This window comes from Shewanella sp. UCD-KL21, from assembly GCF_001957135.1.
GTDB lineage: Bacteria > Pseudomonadota > Gammaproteobacteria > Enterobacterales > Shewanellaceae > Shewanella.
Genome location: NZ_MPHK01000024.1, coordinates 50,093 through 69,918, shown reverse-complemented (window position 1 = coordinate 69,918; position 19,826 = coordinate 50,093). Strand labels below are relative to the sequence as shown.

Here is a 19,826-nt window from a genome sequence, read left to right as displayed (position 1 = left end):
AAAACATTATAAATCCCCAGGTCGATTAGCTCAGCTGGGAGAGCACCTCCCTTACAAGGAGGGGGTCACTGGTTCGAGCCCAGTATCGACCACCATTCTTTTTATAAAGAATTAAAACATTATAAAATCCCTGGTCGATTAGCTCAGCTGGGAGAGCACCTCCCTTACAAGGAGGGGGTCACTGGTTCGAGCCCAGTATCGACCACCATTCTTTTTATAAAGAATTAAAACATTATAAAATCCCTGGTCGATTAGCTCAGCTGGGAGAGCACCTCCCTTACAAGGAGGGGGTCACTGGTTCGAGCCCAGTATCGACCACCATTCTTCTTATAAAGAATTAAAACATTATAAATCCCCAGGTCGATTAGCTCAGCTGGGAGAGCACCTCCCTTACAAGGAGGGGGTCACTGGTTCGAGCCCAGTATCGACCACCATTTTTCTTCGATTTATCCTCTTCAAGTCACAAAATTTACTCTCAATTAACACTCATTAATCAGTTATAAATTTACTTAATATTTTTCGTGTTTTCTTAGCTTAACTGCTGCAGATAAAGTAACTCTTGCCGCTTAATGACATAAAAAAACGCCCAGTTTCGATTGAAGTCAAAAATGAGCGTCGTAAAAGTGCGTTATTTATTGTTGAATATTAATCAACACCTAAAAAACCACCGGTTTGATGCGACCAAAGCTGAGCATAAATGCCTGCCGATTTTATTAATTCTTGGTGAGTACCTTGCTCAACTATCTGGCCTTTATCAATGACAATTAGTCTGTCCATAGCCGCAATGGTTGATAGTCGGTGAGCAATGGCAATCACGGTTTTACCTTCCATTAATTCATATAAACTTTCCTGAATTGCCGCCTCAACTTCGGAATCTAATGCTGAAGTGGCTTCATCTAGTAGCAAAATCGGGGCGTTTTTCAATAATACTCGGGCGATTGCAATCCGTTGGCGTTGACCGCCAGAGAGTTTTACCCCACGTTCACCCACTTGTGCATCTAGGCCTGTATTACCAAAGGGATCTGATAAATCATCAATAAACTCGGCTGCTTGAGCCTGCGCAATAGCTGCTTGAAGCTGTTGCTCCGAGGCATTAGGATCGCCATAGAGGATGTTTTCTCGAATTGAGCGATGTAGTAGCGAAGTATCTTGGGTTACCATGCCGATTTTAGCCCGCAGTGAATCTTGGGTAACATCGGTAATCGGTTGATCGTCAATACTCACTTGACCTTTTTCAACATCATGAAAGCGCATTAGCAAGTTAACGAGTGTTGATTTACCAGCGCCAGAGCGGCCAACAAGACCGACTTTCTCTCCCGCCTTAATGTGTAAATTTAACTCACTAATCACCCCTGATTTTTCGCCGTAATGAAAACTAACATCGTTAAAGTCAATTTTACCTTTGCTAACAATAATATCTTTAGCGCCAGGTTCGTCTTCAATTTCAATAGGTTTCGATAAGGTATTCATACCATCAGTGACAGTACCGATATTTTCAAACAGTGAGCTTATTTCCCACATGATCCACTGTGACATACCGTTTAAACGCAGTGCTAAGCTCACCGCAATAGCAATTGCACCCACAGTAATCGCATTATCTGCCCAAAGCCAAATTGAAACCGCCGCAATGGTAAATGCTAAAAGGTAATTTATGATCTGCACTAAAACGTTAATGATGGTCACAAGGCGCATTTGGCCGTAGACGGTTTTAAGAAAGCCCATCATGCTGTCTTGGGCGTATTCAGCCTCTTGCTTGGTATGAGAAAACAGCTTCACGGTGGAGATATTGGTATAACTATCAACGATCCTGCCAGTCATGGTCGAGCGGGCATCTGCTTGCTTGGCTGAAATGGCTTTTAGCTTTGGCACTAACTTCCACTGAATAGCAATATACGCAAATAGCCACACCAGCATAGGCAGCATTAAGCGCACGTCAGCACTGGCGATCATCACCAGCATTGAAGTGAAATAGATGATGATATACATCAATACATCTAACAGTTTCATGACGGTTTCACGCACTGCTAATGAGGTTTGCATTACTTTAGTGGCAATGCGGCCGGCAAAGTCATCCTGATAAAATGAAACGCTTTGTTTTAGTAAGTAGCGATGTGCTTGCCACCTGATGGCCATGGGGTAATTACCCAGCAAGGTTTGATGCACGATAGCAGCATGCAAAGCCACTAGTAACGGAATAATCACCAGTACTACCAAAGACATCAATATTAAGGTGCTGCCTTCATCTTGCATTAAGGTCTGTGGGTTTTTAGTGACTAACCAGTCAACTAATTGGCCCATAAAGCCAAATAATGACACTTCTAAAATCGCCAAAGTCGCTGTCAAAATTGACATGATGATTAAGTGTTTCTCAAAACCGCGGGTGTAATGACGGCAAAAGGCATAAACACCTTTTGGGGCTTGGCTGGGTTCTTCTGAAGGTAATGGGTTGGTAAGGGATTCAAAGAATTTAAACATCTATTTCTCAATATTTGAAACGGGAACAGCAATATATACAGAGGATACCTTAACTTGATGCTGACTTGTTAGCTAAGTGTTAGTTAGATTGTGTCAAGACTTGTAGGCAAGCATACAATGGGGTGAGTGGTTGAGTTCCGTTTTCCGCTAGTGAGTAGCGCCATTATTCGCTAAAGTGACGTTAATAATCTTCAAGCTGCTATTAACCAGCTTACGTAAATGGGTATCGATAACATGTCTACTAAAGCAGTGCTGAACAGCGAGAAGTCTTTAGCACCGATATCCAGCAGTCAGGCGTGCAGTTTACCTGATAATGTTTGCCGTCAAGCAAGGCTAAGCCGTGATGCGCGTTTTGATGGGCGTTTTTTTACTGGGGTTTTAACCACAGGGATTTATTGCCGCTCAATTTGCCCTGCGACGGCACCTAAAGAGCAAAACGTGCGTTACTTTGACTCTGCAATAAAAGCTGCGCAAGCGGGGCTCAGGCCTTGTTTACGTTGTCGGCCTGATAGTGCGCCTCTGTCTAATGCCTGGAAGGGCACTCAAACCAGTTTGCAACGGGCGATAACCATGATTGATGGCGGTTGTTTAAGTGGTGAACAGGGTCAAACACTTGCGTCATTATCACAACGGCTTGGCATTAGTAGCCGCTATTTAAGCCAACTCTTTAATAAGCAGCTAGGTACCTCGCCAAAAAAATATGCTATTTATCGACAACTGATGTTTGCTAAACAGCTGTTACATCAAACCAGCTTGCCAATAACGGACGTGGCATTATCTGCAGGTTTTAATAGTATCAGACGCTTTAATGAAGTTTTTAAGGAGCAGTTGCAATTGACCCCAACCCAATTACGGCGTGATAGCGCCAAGGAAAATGTTGTTACCAAAGCTGACGGTATTAGCCTGTTATTAGATTACCGCCCGCCGTTTAATTGGTCGAAAATGTGGTCGTTTTACCAGTTAAGAAGTGTTGAAAACATGGAATGGCTTGATGAGGCATCAAAGGCATATGGTCGCAGTTTTTGTTTGAATATTAATCATCGCCAGGTTAGCGGCACCATTGATGTATTACCGCTAAAAGGTAAACACCAATTGTCACTTACGGTGAAACTTGAAAGTGCTGACGACTTAGACTATTTACATCATGTGGTGCTGTTTGTGCGTAAGTTATTGGATTTAGATGCGGATATGGCGGTGAGCAATCAATCATTTAAGTCACTTGTCGACATGGGGTTAATCCCTACAGAGGGCTTACGGATCCCTGCCACGGCCTCGGTGTTTGAAGCTGGATGCCGGGCAGTATTAGGTCAGCAAGTGAGTGTGGTACAGGCAAGTAAACTACTGAATACCTTGGTGAGGAGTTATGGTAAAAAGCTCGTAATTTCAGATCGTGAGGTTATCTTATTTCCAACCCCGCAAGCGATAGCCGCGGCAAGTTTAACTGAATTTAACATGCCTGCATCGCGCAAAGCCGCGCTTAATTTATTAGGTCAGTTTGTCGCTGAGCACCCTGACGCCAGCCCTGATGATTGGCTCAGCGTTAAAGGTATTGGCCCATGGACTATTGCCTATGCCAAAATGCGCGGCCAACGCGATCCGGATATCTTTTTAAGTGCCGATTTAGTGATAAAAAACCGCTTGAAAGCTCTGCGCGGCCAGCATGAAAAGGCTGATGGGCAGGCAGAAGCGCTTAGCGGTAAAGCCTATCAACAAATTTGCGACAAAATAGCCAAGGATGTCAGCCCATGGGGCAGCTATGTCACTTTTCAATTATGGAATAATAATGAAAATTAATAATCAACCGCCGATTTACCAGCAAATTGAGTTAAGCCCTGTGGGTTACTTGAAGCTGCGAGCCTCAGACTTGGGCCTTACCCATTTGCAGGTGGTCAGTGAGGCTGACGCTGTCGATAGTGGCGATATTAGGGATGCAAGTGCTGACTCAATTGAGCAAGCTAAAAAACATGTGCAGCAAGCCATTACAGAACTTAATGAATATTTTGCCGGTAAGCGCAGTGAATTTGACGTCACGCTTGCAGCCACTGGTACTGTGTTTCAGCATGAGGTTTGGCAAGCGCTGCGAGAGCTGCCGTTTGGGCAGGTATGCAGTTATGGCGATATCGCCAATAAAATTAATCGACCTAAAGCGGTTAGGGCGGTGGGCGCTGCCAATGGCGCTAATCCCATAGCGATAATCGTGCCGTGTCATCGAGTGATTGGCAAAAATGGCACCTTAACCGGTTATGCCTATGGCCTTAAAATGAAACAAGCTTTGTTGTCATTAGAATCAGCTGATTAATCGAATCGGGCTCATTTCATCATCTATGAGCAGTAATTCATCATTGCTTGATCTATTTCGCTAACTTAAGCGGCATAAATACGCTAAAATAGCTGGCTATACCTTATTTTGAGCACCTGAAATTAATGACCTCTGCTACTGATCGCAAAGATGATACCCAAACGAGCCTAAATGCTGACACCCGTTCAGCGACGCAACCTGAAACTAATACCGTTAGTTTCACCGACATGGGCTTAATCTCGCCATTATTAGCGCGGTTAACTGAACTTGAGTACCTCACTCCAACGCCGATCCAAGCGCAGGCCATTCCTCACGTATTAGCGGGTAAAGATTTACTGGCTGGTGCCAATACTGGCTCAGGTAAAACCGCAGCATTTGCTTTACCGATTTTGCAGCAGTTAAGTCAGTCTGCTGGGGCGTCAAAAAATAAAGGTAACTTTGTTTCAGCGTTGATTTTAGTGCCGACCCGCGAGCTTGCAAAGCAAGTCGCCGATAGCGTTAAATCCTATGCGGTGCATTTTAATGGCGCCATTAAAACCGTTGCCGTGTTTGGCGGCGTGTCAGTGAATACTCAAATGCTAGCCCTTCGCGGCGGCGCAGATGTACTCGTGGCAACTCCTGGGCGATTATTAGATTTAATCTCAAGTAATGCCATTAAGCTTGATAAGGTAAAAACCTTAGTGCTTGATGAAGCCGATCGTATGTTAAGCCTTGGTTTTACTGACGAGCTGGCTTCAATATTAAAATTAATGCCTGAGAAAAAGCAAAAACTGTTGTTTTCAGCAACTTTCCCAGAGGAAGTTCGCACCCTTACGGCGAGTTTACTGGTTGAGCCAGTAGACATTCAGTTGCAAAGCGCTGAAGAAAGCACCTTAGTGCAACGGGCATTTACCGTAAACCGTGAAAGTAAAACCGCATTATTAGCCCATTTGATCAAAGAGCATAAATGGCGCCAAGCATTGATTTTCGTTAATGCTAAAAATAGCTGTAAGCACTTAGCTGAAAAACTATCAAAACGGGGTATTAGCGCTGAAGTTTTCCATGGCGACAAAGCCCAAGGCGCCCGTAATCGTGTGCTAGATGGATTTAAGTCAGGTGAGATTGAGGTATTAATTGCCACTGATATCGCCGCACGTGGTTTAGACATTGATAAGCTCCCTGTGGTTATCAATTTCGATTTACCAAGAAGTCCCGCTGATTACATGCATCGTATTGGCCGAAGTGGTCGTGCCGGTGAAGTTGGTTTAGCGATATCATTATTAGCCCATGCCGATTACCATCACTTTAAAGTGATTGAGAAAAAAAATGCCCTGCGTTTAGAGCGTGAGCAAGTTGCTGGCTTTGAAGCCGATGAGCAAATGCCAGATGACTTGTTAGAGCTTGATAAGCCAATGGCAAAACCTGAAGGCACAGGTAAGAAAAAGCGTAAAAAGAAAGCCGCAGTCAATGTCGATTTTTGGGCTCATATTAAAAAACCTGAACAAGACTAATTCAGCCTTAGTCCCGAGTGAACGCCCCATTTCATAGTTAACAAGAGTATTAACGTTTTTATGAAGCAGTTATTTTGGTTAGTAGAGGGGGTCATTGCAGGTCGCAGTGGCCCTAATAAACACCCTTGGGATTTAGCGGAATTAAAAGCGGCAGGTATTGGCGCTATTTTATCGGTCAACGATGGTGACGAGGTCGATGTTGCCGCCATAGAAGCGTTAGGGCTTAAATACTGCTGCACTCCTTTTTCAAATAATATCCCACCGCAAGAGGGTGATGAGGCTATTTGCGTTGCGCAAATGCCAACAGCGTTGGCCTTTATCAGAGAGTGTGAAGCGCAAAATATTGCAGTACTTATCCATTGCCGCTCCGGTAAAGACCGCACGGGTATCATGATGGCGTATTACTTATTGGATAATGGCGCAGCGCCAGTCCATGCAGTGAGTCAAGTGCGCAGCGTAAGAGACATTGCTTTTAGCGCTGAAGGTTGGGATCAATTTGTATTTGATGTCTTGTATGCGCTGCAAGATTAAACCATAGTTATACTGCGCATCTGTGACGGCTTATGATAGCGGTCATGTTAGCAATATGCTTAAACCATAGTGTAAAAGGCAGCGTGATAATCGAGCCCCAGTAAAACCTGAGTCACATTGAAAGGAAGCCATCAATGCCCAAAAACAATTCTGTCATATTCGTTTGTTGTGTATTGTGTTTAACTCTCATTGGCTGCGCCAATCGCGCTGAATTCAAGCCTCTTTCTCAGCAGTATAAACTCGCGCCAGTCACTGACTCTCCTTTAGCGCAATATATTCAATCTCAACTTCAGCAGTCCTCACTTCAGTACTCTTCATTTCAGCACTCTCAAACTAGCAGCCAAAGCAATGATGCTAAGTTAACTTTAACGGGGGTTAAACCCCTTACTGATGGTATTGATGCTTTTATTGCTCGTTTAGCCATGATTGAAGGGGCGACAGAAAGCATTGACTTGCAGTATTACATTTATCGCAATGATGAAACCGGGAAAATCCTCAGTCTATTTCTCTATAAAGCTGCTCAGCGCGGGGTGCGAGTCAGGGTGTTGCTGGATGATTTAACCACAGCCAATGGCGATGATGGCTTATTGGCCATTGCAACACACCCTAATATTTCAGTGCGTTTGTTTAATCCATCCTATGAACGTCAGTATCGTGGAGTGGCATTTTTATGGAACTTTAGCCGCCTCAATCATCGTATGCATAACAAATCACTGACCATTGATAATTTAGTTACAGTGGTTGGGGGCCGAAATATTGGCGCTGAATACTTTTCAGCAGATGAGAATGTCGATTTTGGTGATTTTGATTTACTGGCCATTGGCGACGCGGTTGATAAGGTATCAACCCAATTTGATACTTATTGGAACTCAGCGCAAGTTAATAGCATTGAGCAATTGGTCAAGGCTGCTGAGCCACATCAAGGCAATAGCACCAAGCTTGAGCAAGATAAGGTGCTAGCGAAACTAGATGCCAGAGCAAGCATGCTTGAGAAGAGCTTAATGACCGATGAGTATGTGACTCGTTTAGAAAAAAACACCTTACTAGAGCGCCTGCAAAATCAAGCGTTACAGTGGTATTGGGGCGAAGCCCAAGTGGTGTATGATCCGCCAAATAAACTTGAAAGAAACCCTAATGACAGCATTTTATTAGATGACTTAAGTTATTTTCTTGAGCAAGCGCAGTATCAATTACTGATTGTCTCGCCTTACTTTGTCCCTGGTGATGTGGCAACCAATGCATTAATCAATGAAGTAAAACGGGGTAAAGAGGTCACCATAGTGACTAACAGTTTAGCTGCAACGGATGTGTTAGCGGTTCATGCAGGGTATCAGCAGTACCGCCAAAAGCTCATTGAAGGCGGGGTTAAAATTTATGAAGTAAAAGGCAATGCCAAGAGCCAAAAATCTAAAAAAACCAGTTGGAAAGGCAGCAGTCGCACCAGTTTACATGCCAAAACCTTTATTATTGATCAGCAAACACTCTTTGTTGGTTCGTTTAATTTTGATCCCCGCTCAGCACTGATCAACACCGAAATGGGCTTAATTATTGATAATGAGATGCTGGCTAAAGAGATCCTTGCAGGACTTGCGCTTTCAGCGAATGATAAAGCTTATGAAGTGGTGTTAAAAAATGGCGAGCTGGTGTGGCTTGACCATCAGCATAACAAAATTATTTATGCAGAGCCCGGCACGGGCTTTTGGCGTAAGTTTTTAGCTGACTTTTTAGCATTATTGCCAATTGAGTCCCAGCTGTAGTTTCTAATTGATAAAGCAAATTAGCGACTTAAACCGCGAAATTCAGTTTTGAATTTGATATGAAGAAAAGGCTGTGGTTAACTTCAAATAATCAGTTTTAATCGGCAATATTATGAAAAGTAAAGCAAGTCAGTCACAAGGATTGTTACTGTTTCACCTTTCCCATACTCAGCAGTTTGCTTTGGGCACTTTAAAAGTTCGCGAAATTGTCCCGTACACTCGTTTGTCGGTTATTCCAAAGTCTCATCCGTCAATATTAGGTGCAGCAACCATACGCAGTAAAACCATTGCCGTGATTGATATGGCTGCATCTATTGGTTTTAAGCCGATAGATCCAAGCGAGTATGATAAATGCAATATTATCATCACTGATTGCCAGCGAATGGTGATAGGCTTTTTGGTTCGCGGAATTGATAAAATTATTGAGTGTAACTGGCGAGATATTGAAGCGCCGGCTGCAAACTTAGGCCATAACGTTTTTCTAACGGGTGTTGCTCGTCTTGATGGCAAATTAGTGCAGTTGTTGGATGTTGAGTTATTAATGGCAAAAGTATTCCCCTATGATCCCGCCGCCAACAGAGCCATTTTGACAGATATTCAGCGAGAGAAACTAAAGCCACTGAATATCTTATTAGTGGACGATTCTAAAGTCGCCCGTAAGCAACTTTCAGATGCATTAGACTCGATAAATATTCCATATATGGTTACTGCAGATGGTCAAGATGCCTTACGGATAATGCAGCGGGCAGCGGATAACCAACAGCCAGTAGATCTGTTAGTCAGTGATATTGAAATGCCAGGGCTTGATGGATATGAGCTTGCATTTGAAGTCAAAAATAATCCGCAACTTGCTAATGCCTATATTATTTTACATACCTCTTTATCCAGTGAAATTAGCGTCAGTCAGGCTAAACAAGTAGGCGCCGATGAAGCGTTAACGAAATTTGATGCCCATGAATTAATTGATGCCATGCTCCGAGGGGCAAAATAACAATTTTCATCTAATACAATAATTTGCTAATAATGAAACGCGCTAAATTTCATCACATGTTGGCTAAATGTGGTTTGTTTGGAAGTGTGCGGTAATATTAGTGCATCATTTTGCTGCGGAACTAGACTTTAGCCATCCCATCCGATATATACCTATCAGAGCTTATTAAAATCCCGTTATTCGATTTTTAAAAAGTCACAAATATTAGAGCTTAATAAAAGCCATAAATATAAAAATATAGGTCAAGCAATGAATCAAAATCCATCACTGTTAGCGCGATTAGCTAATGGCAGTTTAGTGTTACAAATTCTCGCCGGTATTGTACTGGGTGTTCTTCTCGCCACATTTTCAACTTCAGCAGCAGGGCAGGTTTCCTTCCTTGGTGATTTATTTGTTGGAGCATTAAAAGCAGTCGCACCGATCTTAGTGTTTGTACTGGTGGCATCATCAATTGCAAATCAAAAGAAAAATGCCCATACCAATATGCGTCCCATTATTGGTTTGTATTTAGCAGGCACATTTGCTGCCGCGTTAACTGCAGTACTGTTTAGTTTTGCCTTTCCGACAACATTAGTACTTGTTGGCGGCGTTGAGGGGACTAATCCTCCTCAAGGTATCGCAGAAGTGTTAAATACCTTGTTATTTAAAATTGTTGATAATCCAGTGAATGCGCTGCTTACCGGTAACTATATTGGTATTTTAGCCTGGAGTATTGGTTTAGGTATTGCTTTACACCATGCCAATGAGTCAACAAAGCAAGTTATCTCTGACTTAAGCGATGGCGTAACCACAATCGTACGTTTTGTGATCCGCTTTGCGCCTATTGGTATCTTCGGCTTAGTGTCGGGCACCATTGCGGCAACAGGCTTTGATGCATTAGCAGGTTATGCGCAGTTACTTGTGGTGTTGGTTGGCGCTATGGCCTTTATTGCTTTAGTGGTTAACCCGATTATGGTTTACGTAAAAATCAAACGTAACCCTTATCCATTAGTGTTTAAGTGTTTACGTGAAAGTGGCGTAACGGCATTTTTCACGCGTTCAAGTGCGGCCAACATTCCAGTGAATATGGCTTTGTGTGAAGAGCTAAAACTACATAAAGATACTTATTCAGTATCAATCCCGTTAGGCGCAACCATTAATATGGGCGGCGCGGCAATTACTATTACCGTACTGACTCTTGCTGCTGCGCATACCTTAGGTATTCAAGTCGACTTCTTAACTGCAGTGTTATTAAGTGTGGTTGCTGCAGTATCTGCATGTGGCGCTTCAGGCGTTGCTGGTGGCTCATTACTGCTTATTCCGCTTGCGTGTAGCTTGTTTGGGATCTCTAATGATGTGGCGATGCAAGTTGTTGCTGTAGGCTTTATTATTGGCGTTATTCAAGATTCTGCGGAAACTGCGCTAAACAGCTCAACGGATGTGGTATTCACTGCTGCAGCTTGTGAAGCAGCTGAGAATAAAGCAAACAGTTAAGGCTTAAGCTTAAAAAGCTTTAACCTCTAATGTGAGATAATAAAAAACCGACAATCTGTCGGTTTTTTTGTATTTGCATAGTTATATTAGCGCTAGCTAAATTGTTTTAGCAAAAAGGGTGTTTGCTAAAGAAGGTGCGTTGCTTTTGAGTGTACGGGTGCATAATTGTCAGCATTTGCGCATGTAAGCTAAGGCGCTTTTTGGTTTTCGCTGTAATGTCATCACCGTAAAAGTTATCACCAAGGATCACGTGATTAAGTGCTAGCATATGAACACGTAACTGATGAGTACGGCCCGTTTCTGGCATTAACTTAACCAAGGTATGAGTTGCAAAACGCTCGATGACTTCATAGTGAGTAATCGCTGACTTGCCTTGCTCTGATACCACTTGAAATGGCGGGTTTTCTTTGTCGCCAGCTAATGACAAATCAACCGTGCCACTGTCAGCGTCCATAACACCATCTACTTCAGCGATATAAACCTTCTTGGTTTTTCTATCTTGAAACTGAGTTTTAAGGTGAGACTCGGCTTTTTTATTGCGGGCAAATACCATGATGCCAGAGGTGTCGCAGTCTAAGCGATGCACCAAAATGGCTTCAGGATAGAGTTTTTGTAAACGAGTAATAGCACAATCATGGGTATTGGCAGCTTTGCCAGGATTTGCTAATAAGCCGGCAGGTTTATTAATAACAATGATATCTCGGTCTTTATAACGGATATCAAGCCATGGAATACTAGGTGGTTGGTAGTCAAAAATTTGCATTTAATCGCATCGGTTTACAAAAATAGATGACTATTTTAGCAAATAAACAGCGCCGCAGTAATGGATATCAACCGCGAAAGTAAAATAGCCTCAATTAATCGGCTATTTGATTGCGGCAAATCAGTTATGGCAGGTACTGTTCAGGAGTCTTACGACTATAGATACGGCTATAGGCCATTAACTGTGGATAGAAAGTACGAAAAGCAATTTCAATTTCAACATATAACTTGTCAACGTCGCTGATGGCCGTCTTAAAAAGCTCAGGTTTTGAAATACGTTGGCTCACACCTTCAATTGCTTTGTTTAGACCCGCTCTTGTCTGGTAGCTCATTAACCAGTCTTGTTCGATGACTTTTGGGATGATCAGTTGCAGCTTTTCCGGCAGTTCGGCGGTATGTTGCAGGCTATGGTATGCCTTTTGAGTAAACTCAGATAACGATTGCTGATGATACTCATCCCAGTAGAAAGCAAGGTAATGATCAAACACTAAATCAATTAAAATTGGCGCCACACGGCGTGAACTTTTTGGAAATAATGTGATTAAATCGGTGATTAATTCATGGCTGTCAGTAATTTGATCGATTTGTCGATGTAGCCATAAACCTTGTTGCAAATGCTTTGGGAAGTGTTTTATATCGCCCTTGGCAAAGTCTCCAGCAAGATTGGCTGCTAAGTGGGTGTCGCTAATATCAGCTAAATGTAGGTGCGCTAGAAAGTTCATATTTTGTACTTTTATTTTCGGATTTTTACAGTATGATACTAAACAACATAATTGGAAATGTAGTAACAACTGACTGTAAGATTCATCATATAGGTTTCTCTTTAAAAGTCATGGCTATTATTTACAATTTGTACTGATGGAAGATATTTTATGCCTGTTGAAATTTGGGCTGTAGGGATCATGGATGATGAAAAACTGGATAGAGTCGGTATTAAGGCAGCAGTCGGCTAAAAAACGCAAAAAAGTTGATATAGACCTCAAGATTGAAAGCCATAGTTTTAAACCTGACAGTTTATGTAATTCTGTCGATAAAAATTTGCTTTCATCAGTATCTGAAGTTGATGACAATTTAGCAAATGTACCATCAGCGAACTCAAAATAACCCTATTTCGTGGTTTTTTAATCGCCGCACATAATCCAAATCCCCAATTGATTTTAATGTTGGCGTTAGCCATTAGCTGCAGGCGTGCATTAATCGATCACTATTTCATACCCTTTGCTTGATATTAGCTGTTACTAGTCCTAGACTAGCGCGGTTTTTATTGTCTAAAAAAGAGTATCGAAAATGCGCGTAGCAGACTTTTCTTTTGAATTACCAGATGAGCTTATTGCTCGATATCCAATGGCTGAGCGAAATGCTTCGCGTTTATTGACCTTAGATGGCAATTCAGGAGAGTTAGCCGATAAGCAATTTACCGATGTACTGTCTAAAGTGAATAGCGGCGACTTGATGGTATTTAATAATACCCGTGTTATTCCTGCACGCTTATTCGGTCAGAAAGAGAGCGGCGGTAAATTAGAAATGTTGGTGGAGAGAATGCTTGATGATAAGCGCATTCTTGCCCATGTTCGTTGCTCTAAGTCTCCTAAAGTTGACTCTATGATTATTGTTGACGGTGGCTACAAAATGAAAATGCTAGCCCGTCATGACGCTTTATTTGAGTTAGCCCTTGAAGATGATAAAACCATTTTAGAAGTGCTTGAAGAAGTTGGTCATATGCCTTTGCCACCGTATATCGACCGTCCTGATGAGGATACCGATAAAGAGCGCTATCAAACGGTTTATAACCAAACCCCAGGCGCTGTGGCAGCACCTACAGCAGGTTTGCACTTTGATGATGCCATGCTTGCAGCATTAAAAGACAAAGGCGTTAATATCGCCTTTGTAACCTTGCATGTTGGCGCAGGGACTTTCCAGCCAGTGCGAGTGGATACCATTGATGAACATGTGATGCATTCTGAGTGGGCTGAAGTTAGCCAAGAGGTTGTCGACTTAATTGCACAAACGAAAGCGGCGGGCAAACGCGTTGTTGCGGTGGGCACCACCTCAGTTCGTTCATTAGAAAGTGCGGCCAAAGCCTGTGGTGATGATCCGTTGACTGAATTTAAAGGTGATACCGATATTTTTATTTATCCAGGTTATCAATTTAAAGTCATTGATGCCATGGTGACTAATTTCCATTTACCAGAATCAACCTTGATTATGTTAATCAGCGCATTTTCGGGTTATGAAAATGTGATGAATGCTTATCAGCATGCGATTGAGCACAAATACCGCTTTTTTAGCTATGGCGATGCCATGTTTTTAACGAAAAAAGCCCCGTAACGATTGATTTTGATCTAAAATACCCGCCCACAGAGGTGGGTATTTTTTTGGGTTTATTTTGCAGCCTCACTTGAAGTTGCAACATCTGCCCTCATGTCTTAATGAAACAACAGCGAGTCAGACTGTTTATCTGGCAAGGTGATTTATGAAATTTGAATTAGATACAACTGATGGTCGCGCACGTCGTGGCCGTTTGATTTTTGAGCGCGGCACAGTTGAAACCCCAGCATTTATGCCAGTGGGTACTTACGGTACTGTGAAAGGAATGACACCTGAAGAAGTTAGAGCCACAGGCGCTGATATTCTGTTAGGTAACACCTTCCATTTATGGCTGCGCCCAGGTGAAGAAATCATGCGTAAGCATGGCGATCTGCATGATTTTATGAATTGGCAGCGTCCAATTTTGACTGACTCAGGCGGGTTCCAAGTATTTAGCTTGGGTGATATTCGTAAAATCACTGAAGAAGGGGTGCATTTCCGTTCGCCTATCAATGGTGAGAAGATTTTCTTAGACCCTGAAAAGTCGATGCAAATTCAAGACTCATTAGGCAGCGATGTCGTGATGATTTTTGACGAATGTACGCCATACCCTGCAACACATGATGAAGCGCGTAAGTCGATGCAAATGTCATTACGTTGGGCACAGCGTTCACGTGACGAATTTAACCGTTTAGAAAATCCGAACTCGTTATTCGGCATTATTCAAGGCGGCGTGTACGAAGATTTGCGTGATGAAAGTATTAAGGGCTTAACTGAAATCGGATTTGATGGCTACGCCGTAGGTGGTTTAGCTGTTGGAGAGCCCAAAGAAGATATGCACCGTATTTTAGAGCATGTTTGTCCTCAGATCCCTGAAGATAAGCCTCGCTACTTAATGGGCGTTGGTAAGCCAGAAGATTTAGTTGAAGGCGTACGTCGTGGTGTGGATATGTTTGATTGTGTTATGCCAACCCGTAACGCACGTAATGGTCACTTATTTACTTCTGAAGGTGTGATTAAAATTCGTAATGCTCGTCATCGCGATGATACTTCTACCCTTGATGAAAATTGTGATTGTTATACCTGTAAAAACTACAGCCGCGCGTATTTATATCACTTAGATCGCTGTAATGAGATCTTAGGTGCGCGTTTAAACACCATTCACAACCTACGTTACTATCAAATGTTGATGGAAGGTTTGCGTGGCGCAATCCAGACAGGTACATTAGACGCCTTCGTGACAGAGTTTTACACCAAACTGGGTCGTGAAGTACCAGAACTATAGTTGACTGATTTTTTTTAGAAAATAAGAAGAGAGTAATATGTTAATTTCAAATGCATACGCAAACGCAGCAGGCGCTCCTCAAGGTGGCGGCACCATGGAACTGATTTTCATGCTAGTTATTTTTGGCTTGATCTTCTACTTCATGATCTTCCGTCCGCAGTCTAAGCGTGTAAAAGAGCACAAAAACTTAATGTCTGCATTAAGTAAAGGCGATGAAGTGCTTACAAGCGGTGGCATTTTAGGCAAGATTGCTAAAATCAGCGATGACAGTGATTATGTTTTATTAAGCATTAATGAAACCAGTCAGATCACCATTAAAAAGGACTATATTGCAGCGGTATTGCCTAAAGGCTCTATCCAGTCGTTGTAAGCCAAGAGGGCTCAGGTGTGTTAAATAAATACCCAATGTGGAAGAACATCATGGTGATGCTAGTCATCGCCGTAGGTGCTTTTTACGCAACTCCAAACCTATTTGGTGAGGATCATGCAGTACAAGTCGTAGCGACTCGTGGTGCAGAAGTGACAACTTCAACTCTATCGACAGTAAACGGATTACTTGAAAGTAAAGGCATTGCGGTAAAGCGCTCTGAGCTCGAAGATGGACAATTACTTGTCCGTGTTCAAAATTCTGAGCAGCAATTGCTTGCAAAAGAAGCCATTGCTGATTCATTAGGTGATAAATATACCGTTGCATTAAACCTAGCACCGGCGACACCTGAGTGGCTTGAAGCCCTTGGCGGATCACCAATGAAGTTCGGTTTGGATTTACGCGGCGGTGTTCACTTCTTAATGGAAGTGGATATGGGCGAAGCCATTCGTAAGATGGAAGAAGCTAAAATTGCTGATTTTAGAAGCCAATTGCGTGAAGAGAAAATTCGTTACGCAGGTGTTCGTAAAACAGCAAAAGGCCTTGAGATTAAATTCCGCGATGCTGAAAACTTAGCCAAAGCAGAACGCTTCTTAAAGTCTCGCAATAATAACGAAATGGTATTTAATGATGGTAGCAGCGGTGAAAACTTTGCCCTGTATGCCACCATGAGTGACGGCTACCTTAGTCAAATTAAGGAAGAAGCACTACAGCAAAACATGACCACTATTCGTAATCGTGTTAATGAACTGGGTGTTGCAGAGCCGGTAGTACAACGTCAAGGCGCTGAGCGTATTATTGTTGAACTGCCAGGTGTACAAGACACTGCGCGTGCAAAAGAGATTTTAGGTGCTACAGCATCGATTGAATTTCGCATGGTAGATCAAAATACTGATCAAAGCGCAGCAGCAAATGGCCGCGTTCCTGCTACATCTGAGGTATTTCCTCGTCGTTCAGGTGGCATTGCGGTGCTGAAAAAAGAAGTGATGTTAACTGGTGATCATATTACTGGTGCTCAGCCTTCTTTTGATGAATATAGCCGCCCACAAGTATCGATTAACTTAGATGCGAAAGGTGGCAACATCTTCTCTAACGTCACTAAAGACAACATTGGTAACCCAATGGCGACTTTATTTATTGAGTACAAGGATAGCGGTGTTCGCAATCCTGATGGCTCAGTGAAAATGACTAAACTTGAAGAAGTTATTTCAGTAGCAACCATTCAAGCTCGTCTAGGCCGAAATTTCGTTATTAACGGTCTTGATCACTCAGAAGCACAAAGTTTAGCGTTATTACTTCGTGCAGGTGCGCTTATTGCGCCAGTGACGATTGTTGAAGAACGTACTATTGGTCCAAGCCTTGGTGCACAGAACGTCGAAAATGGTGTTCAAGCAATGATTTGGGGCTTGGCAGTTGTTTTAGTCTTTATGCTTATCTATTACCGTGCATTTGGTGTTATCGCAAACTTAGCGCTTACCGCTAACTTAGTGATGGTTGTTGGCGTGATGTCAATGATCCCAGGCGCTGTGTTAACCCTGCCTGGTATTGCCGGTATGGTATTGACTGTAGGTATGGCTGTAGATGGTAACGTGCTGATTTATGAACGTATCCGTGAAGAGTTACTTGCTGGACGCAGTGTTCAACAAGCGATTCATGAAGGTTACGCCAATGCATTTTCAACCATTGCTGATGCCAACATTACCACCTTTATGACGGCATTAATTTTATTTGCTGTGGGTACGGGCGCGGTTAAAGGCTTCGCAATTACTCTGATGATTGGTATTGCAACGTCAATGTTTACTTCTATCGTGGGAACGCGCGTTATCGTGAATCTCATGTGGGGTGGTAAACGCGTTAAGAAACTATCAATTTAAGGAGTTGACCATGTTACAAATATTTTCAGTAAAGAAAACGATCAACTTTCTAAAACATGCAATGCCAATCAGTGTGTTATCAATGATTTTGGTCGTGGCTTCTTTTGTGTCGTTAGGCACAAAAGGCATCAACTGGGGTCTTGATTTTACTGGTGGTACGGTTGTTGAATTAGAGTTTTCAAAGCCAGTAGACTTATTAGAGCTACGTGCTGAATACAGTACTGATGGCGCTGACGGAGCAGTAGTACAAAATTTCGGTTCAAGCCGAGATATCTTAGTACGTTTACCTGTTCGTGATGATCTAAAAAGTGATGATCAAGTCGCTGCGATTGTGCACGGCGCTCAAGTGATTGATGCCAATGTCATTCAAAAACGTGTTGAATTTGTTGGTCCTCAAGTGGGTAAAGAGTTAGCAGAGCAAGGCGGCTTAGCCGTGATTGTGGCGTTAATTTGTATTCTCATTTACGTATCATTCCGCTTCGAATGGCGTTTAGCAATGGGCTCGGTAGCCGCACTTGCTCACGATGTCATCGTCACCTTAGGCATTTTCTCGATTTTACAGTTAGAGTTTGATTTAACGGTATTAGCAGGTTTGCTTACGGTAGTGGGTTACTCGTTGAACGATACCATCGTAGTCTATGACCGTATCCGCGAGAACTTCTTAAAGATGCGTAAAGGCGGTCCTGATGAAGTGGTAAATACGTCTATCACACAGACCATGAGCCGTACTATTATTACTACAGGTACTACCTTGGTAGTGGTGATTGCGCTATTCCTTAAGGGTGGTAGCATGATCCATGGTTTCGCAACGGCGCTACTGTGCGGTATCTTTGTTGGTACTTACTCATCTATTTACGTGGCAAGTTACTTAGCCATTAAATTGGGTATTTGTCGCGAGCATATGATGCCAGTTGAGATTGAGAAAGAAGGTGCAGATCAACCTTCAATGATGCCTTAATCTTAAGCCGAAAAACATAAAAGCCACTCAATCGAGTGGCTTTTTTATGGGTATTTATTACTTATATTTAATTAGTGATGCTTAAGCCGCTTGCTGGGATAACAAGTGCCTATAAACGTCAGCTTTAATGGATGCGATGAACTGGCTGTTAGCCGGATGCTGTATATCCAATGCGACCCAACCATCAGTGGACATTTGTTCTAATTGGGTAAATTCAGTGCCTGAAATAGTGTTAGCATCCCACTGCCCAGCAGCTTTAATTATGCCAACTGAAGAGTGTAAGCGGCTAATAGAAAACCCCATCATATTTGGCTTAGCTCCATTTGGTACTCAGCTTGGCCTTTCTCTCCAGAAGTAAATGCGCCTTTGCCAGCAATGTTAACCAACTCGCCTTGGCCAGAGTTTGGCACGATAATGAAGTCACTGCTGGCGACACCATTGTCAAACTTGCCATTGTGTTGCAGCACAAAGCTGCCGGACTTGCCATTAATGCTGACTTCCACATTTTCATAACCACAAAACACTGCTTTGCCATCTGCGGTATAACACATGATATATTTGGGCTGGCTGACACCTTCAAGATCGCCTGAGTACATTTGGCTAATGCTTGCTGACGTTTGCTTTGCACCATCAGGGTGTTCTATATCTGTGGCTTCATCCCAATTTGTAATTTGAAATACACCGGAAATTTGCAGATTCATATGATTCTCCTTTAAAGGCTATCAAGAGCATATAATGAGTATAAAGTTTAATCAATGCTCGACAGCAAGAACCATTTACAAGTACGATGATTAAAAATTTGCCATCAGAGCAATGCAGTAGGAATAATAATGGATAATAGAAAAGTACTCTTAACGGGCGGTAATTTACTCCAAGCGCATACTTGGAAAGGGCTGCTTGAAACAAATGGCATATGGGTAGAATTGACCGGTGAAGCTTTACTCGGTGGTGTCGGTGAGTTACCCACTGAAATGCAAACGGTGGATATCTGGGTTTGTCAAAATCAACTCGAGCAAGCTAAAACGCTGTTAGAGTCTCATAATATGGATAGCCCGCAATGGCAATGTCTTCAATGTCATGAGATGAATGAAGGCAGTTTTGAACTGTGCTGGCAATGCAGCTCGCCACAAAGTACCACCCACAACTAAGGTTTATCTTTTAACCGCTGTAAATGTCTTAAGATTGAATCATTATTATTGATACTAAATAAGACGATGACAATGGCGCTATTAACTGGTTATAGTTGATTATGTTAAT

General features: G+C 42.6%; 19 protein-coding genes and 4 tRNA genes. 18 read left to right on the top strand and 5 right to left on the bottom strand.

What is annotated here, in order from left to right:
- Window positions 1-19 precede the first annotated feature (19 nt).
- The 4 genes from BM739_RS17460 to BM739_RS17445 all read left to right on the top strand — a co-directional run bounded on the left by BM739_RS17460 (window position 20) and on the right by BM739_RS17445 (window position 434).
- Window positions 20-95 (top strand) — tRNA-Val (locus tag BM739_RS17460).
- A 37-nt stretch (window positions 96-132) separates the two neighbouring features.
- Window positions 133-208, top strand: a tRNA-Val gene (locus tag BM739_RS17455).
- Window positions 209-245: 37 nt separating this feature from the next.
- Window positions 246-321 (top strand) — tRNA-Val (locus tag BM739_RS17450).
- 37 nt (window positions 322-358) lie between these two features.
- Window positions 359-434: transfer RNA gene (locus BM739_RS17445), tRNA-Val, on the top strand.
- A 211-nt stretch (window positions 435-645) separates the two neighbouring features.
- Here BM739_RS17445 and BM739_RS17440 read toward each other — a convergent pair.
- Complete coding sequence (locus BM739_RS17440) at window positions 646-2,475, bottom strand: ABC transporter ATP-binding protein (protein WP_076542929.1); 1,830 nt, start codon at window positions 2,473-2,475, stop codon at window positions 646-648.
- Between the two features lie 234 nt (window positions 2,476-2,709).
- Here BM739_RS17440 and BM739_RS17435 point away from each other — a divergent pair, with 234 nt between their 5' ends.
- From BM739_RS17435 to sstT, 7 genes are all read left to right on the top strand, one after another.
- Entirely contained in the window at window positions 2,710-4,269 is a 1,560-nt protein-coding gene (locus tag BM739_RS17435) for a DNA-3-methyladenine glycosylase 2 family protein (RefSeq protein ID WP_076542934.1), read from the top strand.
- Window positions 4,259-4,774, top strand: coding sequence for a methylated-DNA--[protein]-cysteine S-methyltransferase (locus tag BM739_RS17430; RefSeq protein WP_083698211.1), 516 nt, complete (start codon window positions 4,259-4,261; stop codon window positions 4,772-4,774). Before BM739_RS17435 ends, BM739_RS17430 begins: the two co-directional genes overlap by 11 nt.
- 227 nt (window positions 4,775-5,001) lie before the next feature.
- Window positions 5,002-6,264, top strand: a complete 1,263-nt coding sequence (locus tag BM739_RS17425; RefSeq protein ID WP_076542933.1) for a DEAD/DEAH box helicase — start codon at window positions 5,002-5,004, stop codon at window positions 6,262-6,264.
- Between the two features lie 60 nt (window positions 6,265-6,324).
- Window positions 6,325-6,795, top strand: a complete 471-nt coding sequence (locus BM739_RS17420; RefSeq protein ID WP_076542927.1) for a dual specificity protein phosphatase family protein — start codon at window positions 6,325-6,327, stop codon at window positions 6,793-6,795.
- 134 nt (window positions 6,796-6,929) lie between these two features.
- The gene (locus BM739_RS17415; protein ID WP_076542926.1) at window positions 6,930-8,552 is read left to right on the top strand and encodes a phospholipase D family protein; all 1,623 of its coding nucleotides are present in this window, start codon (window positions 6,930-6,932) and stop codon (window positions 8,550-8,552) included.
- Window positions 8,553-8,664: 112 nt separating this feature from the next.
- The gene (locus tag BM739_RS17410) at window positions 8,665-9,543 is read left to right on the top strand and encodes a chemotaxis protein CheV (RefSeq protein WP_076542925.1); all 879 of its coding nucleotides are present in this window, start codon (window positions 8,665-8,667) and stop codon (window positions 9,541-9,543) included.
- Window positions 9,544-9,792: 249 nt separating this feature from the next.
- On the top strand, window positions 9,793-11,016 hold the full coding sequence (sstT, locus tag BM739_RS17405; protein WP_076542924.1) for a serine/threonine transporter SstT: 1,224 nt from the start codon (window positions 9,793-9,795) through the stop codon (window positions 11,014-11,016).
- A 106-nt stretch (window positions 11,017-11,122) separates the two neighbouring features.
- Here the strand turns inward: sstT and BM739_RS17400 are convergent, their stop codons facing one another.
- The gene (locus BM739_RS17400) at window positions 11,123-11,779 is read right to left on the bottom strand and encodes an RluA family pseudouridine synthase (RefSeq protein WP_076542923.1); all 657 of its coding nucleotides are present in this window, start codon (window positions 11,777-11,779) and stop codon (window positions 11,123-11,125) included.
- A 124-nt stretch (window positions 11,780-11,903) separates the two neighbouring features.
- On the bottom strand, window positions 11,904-12,500 hold the full coding sequence (locus BM739_RS17395) for an ACP phosphodiesterase (RefSeq protein WP_076542922.1): 597 nt from the start codon (window positions 12,498-12,500) through the stop codon (window positions 11,904-11,906).
- Between the two features lie 184 nt (window positions 12,501-12,684).
- Here BM739_RS17395 and BM739_RS17390 point away from each other — a divergent pair, with 184 nt between their 5' ends.
- The 6 genes from BM739_RS17390 to secF all read left to right on the top strand — a co-directional run bounded on the left by BM739_RS17390 (window position 12,685) and on the right by secF (window position 18,569).
- On the top strand, window positions 12,685-12,882 hold the full coding sequence (locus tag BM739_RS17390; protein ID WP_076542921.1) for a hypothetical protein: 198 nt from the start codon (window positions 12,685-12,687) through the stop codon (window positions 12,880-12,882).
- Window positions 12,883-13,065: 183 nt separating this feature from the next.
- Window positions 13,066-14,106 (top strand): tRNA preQ1(34) S-adenosylmethionine ribosyltransferase-isomerase QueA, encoded by a 1,041-nt coding sequence (gene queA / locus BM739_RS17385; RefSeq protein ID WP_076542920.1) that lies wholly within the window; start codon window positions 13,066-13,068, stop codon window positions 14,104-14,106.
- Between the two features lie 145 nt (window positions 14,107-14,251).
- A complete protein-coding gene (tgt, locus tag BM739_RS17380; RefSeq protein ID WP_076542919.1) occupies window positions 14,252-15,370 on the top strand; it encodes a tRNA guanosine(34) transglycosylase Tgt in 1,119 nt (372 codons plus the stop codon).
- A gap of 37 nt (window positions 15,371-15,407) precedes the next feature.
- A complete protein-coding gene (gene yajC, locus BM739_RS17375) occupies window positions 15,408-15,740 on the top strand; it encodes a preprotein translocase subunit YajC (RefSeq protein ID WP_076542918.1) in 333 nt (110 codons plus the stop codon).
- 17 nt (window positions 15,741-15,757) lie between these two features.
- Window positions 15,758-17,611 (top strand): protein translocase subunit SecD, encoded by a 1,854-nt coding sequence (secD, locus tag BM739_RS17370; protein WP_076542917.1) that lies wholly within the window; start codon window positions 15,758-15,760, stop codon window positions 17,609-17,611.
- A 10-nt stretch (window positions 17,612-17,621) separates the two neighbouring features.
- Window positions 17,622-18,569 carry a protein translocase subunit SecF gene (secF, locus tag BM739_RS17365; RefSeq protein ID WP_076542916.1) on the top strand — a complete coding sequence of 316 codons (948 nt, stop codon included), beginning with the start codon at window positions 17,622-17,624 and terminating at the stop codon, window positions 18,567-18,569.
- An 81-nt stretch (window positions 18,570-18,650) separates the two neighbouring features.
- Here the strand turns inward: secF and BM739_RS17360 are convergent, their stop codons facing one another.
- Together BM739_RS17360 and BM739_RS17355 are read right to left on the bottom strand one after the other, a co-directional pair.
- Window positions 18,651-18,875, bottom strand: coding sequence for a hypothetical protein (locus BM739_RS17360; protein WP_076542915.1), 225 nt, complete (start codon window positions 18,873-18,875; stop codon window positions 18,651-18,653).
- Window positions 18,872-19,270: a DUF3224 domain-containing protein gene (locus BM739_RS17355; RefSeq protein WP_076542914.1), complete on the bottom strand. Its 399-nt coding sequence runs from the start codon at window positions 19,268-19,270 to the stop codon at window positions 18,872-18,874. Before BM739_RS17355 ends, BM739_RS17360 begins: the two co-directional genes overlap by 4 nt.
- A 129-nt stretch (window positions 19,271-19,399) precedes the next feature.
- Here BM739_RS17355 and BM739_RS17350 point away from each other — a divergent pair, with 129 nt between their 5' ends.
- Window positions 19,400-19,717: a DUF2007 domain-containing protein gene (locus BM739_RS17350; RefSeq protein ID WP_076542913.1), complete on the top strand. Its 318-nt coding sequence runs from the start codon at window positions 19,400-19,402 to the stop codon at window positions 19,715-19,717.
- Window positions 19,718-19,826: the final 109 nt, after the last annotated feature.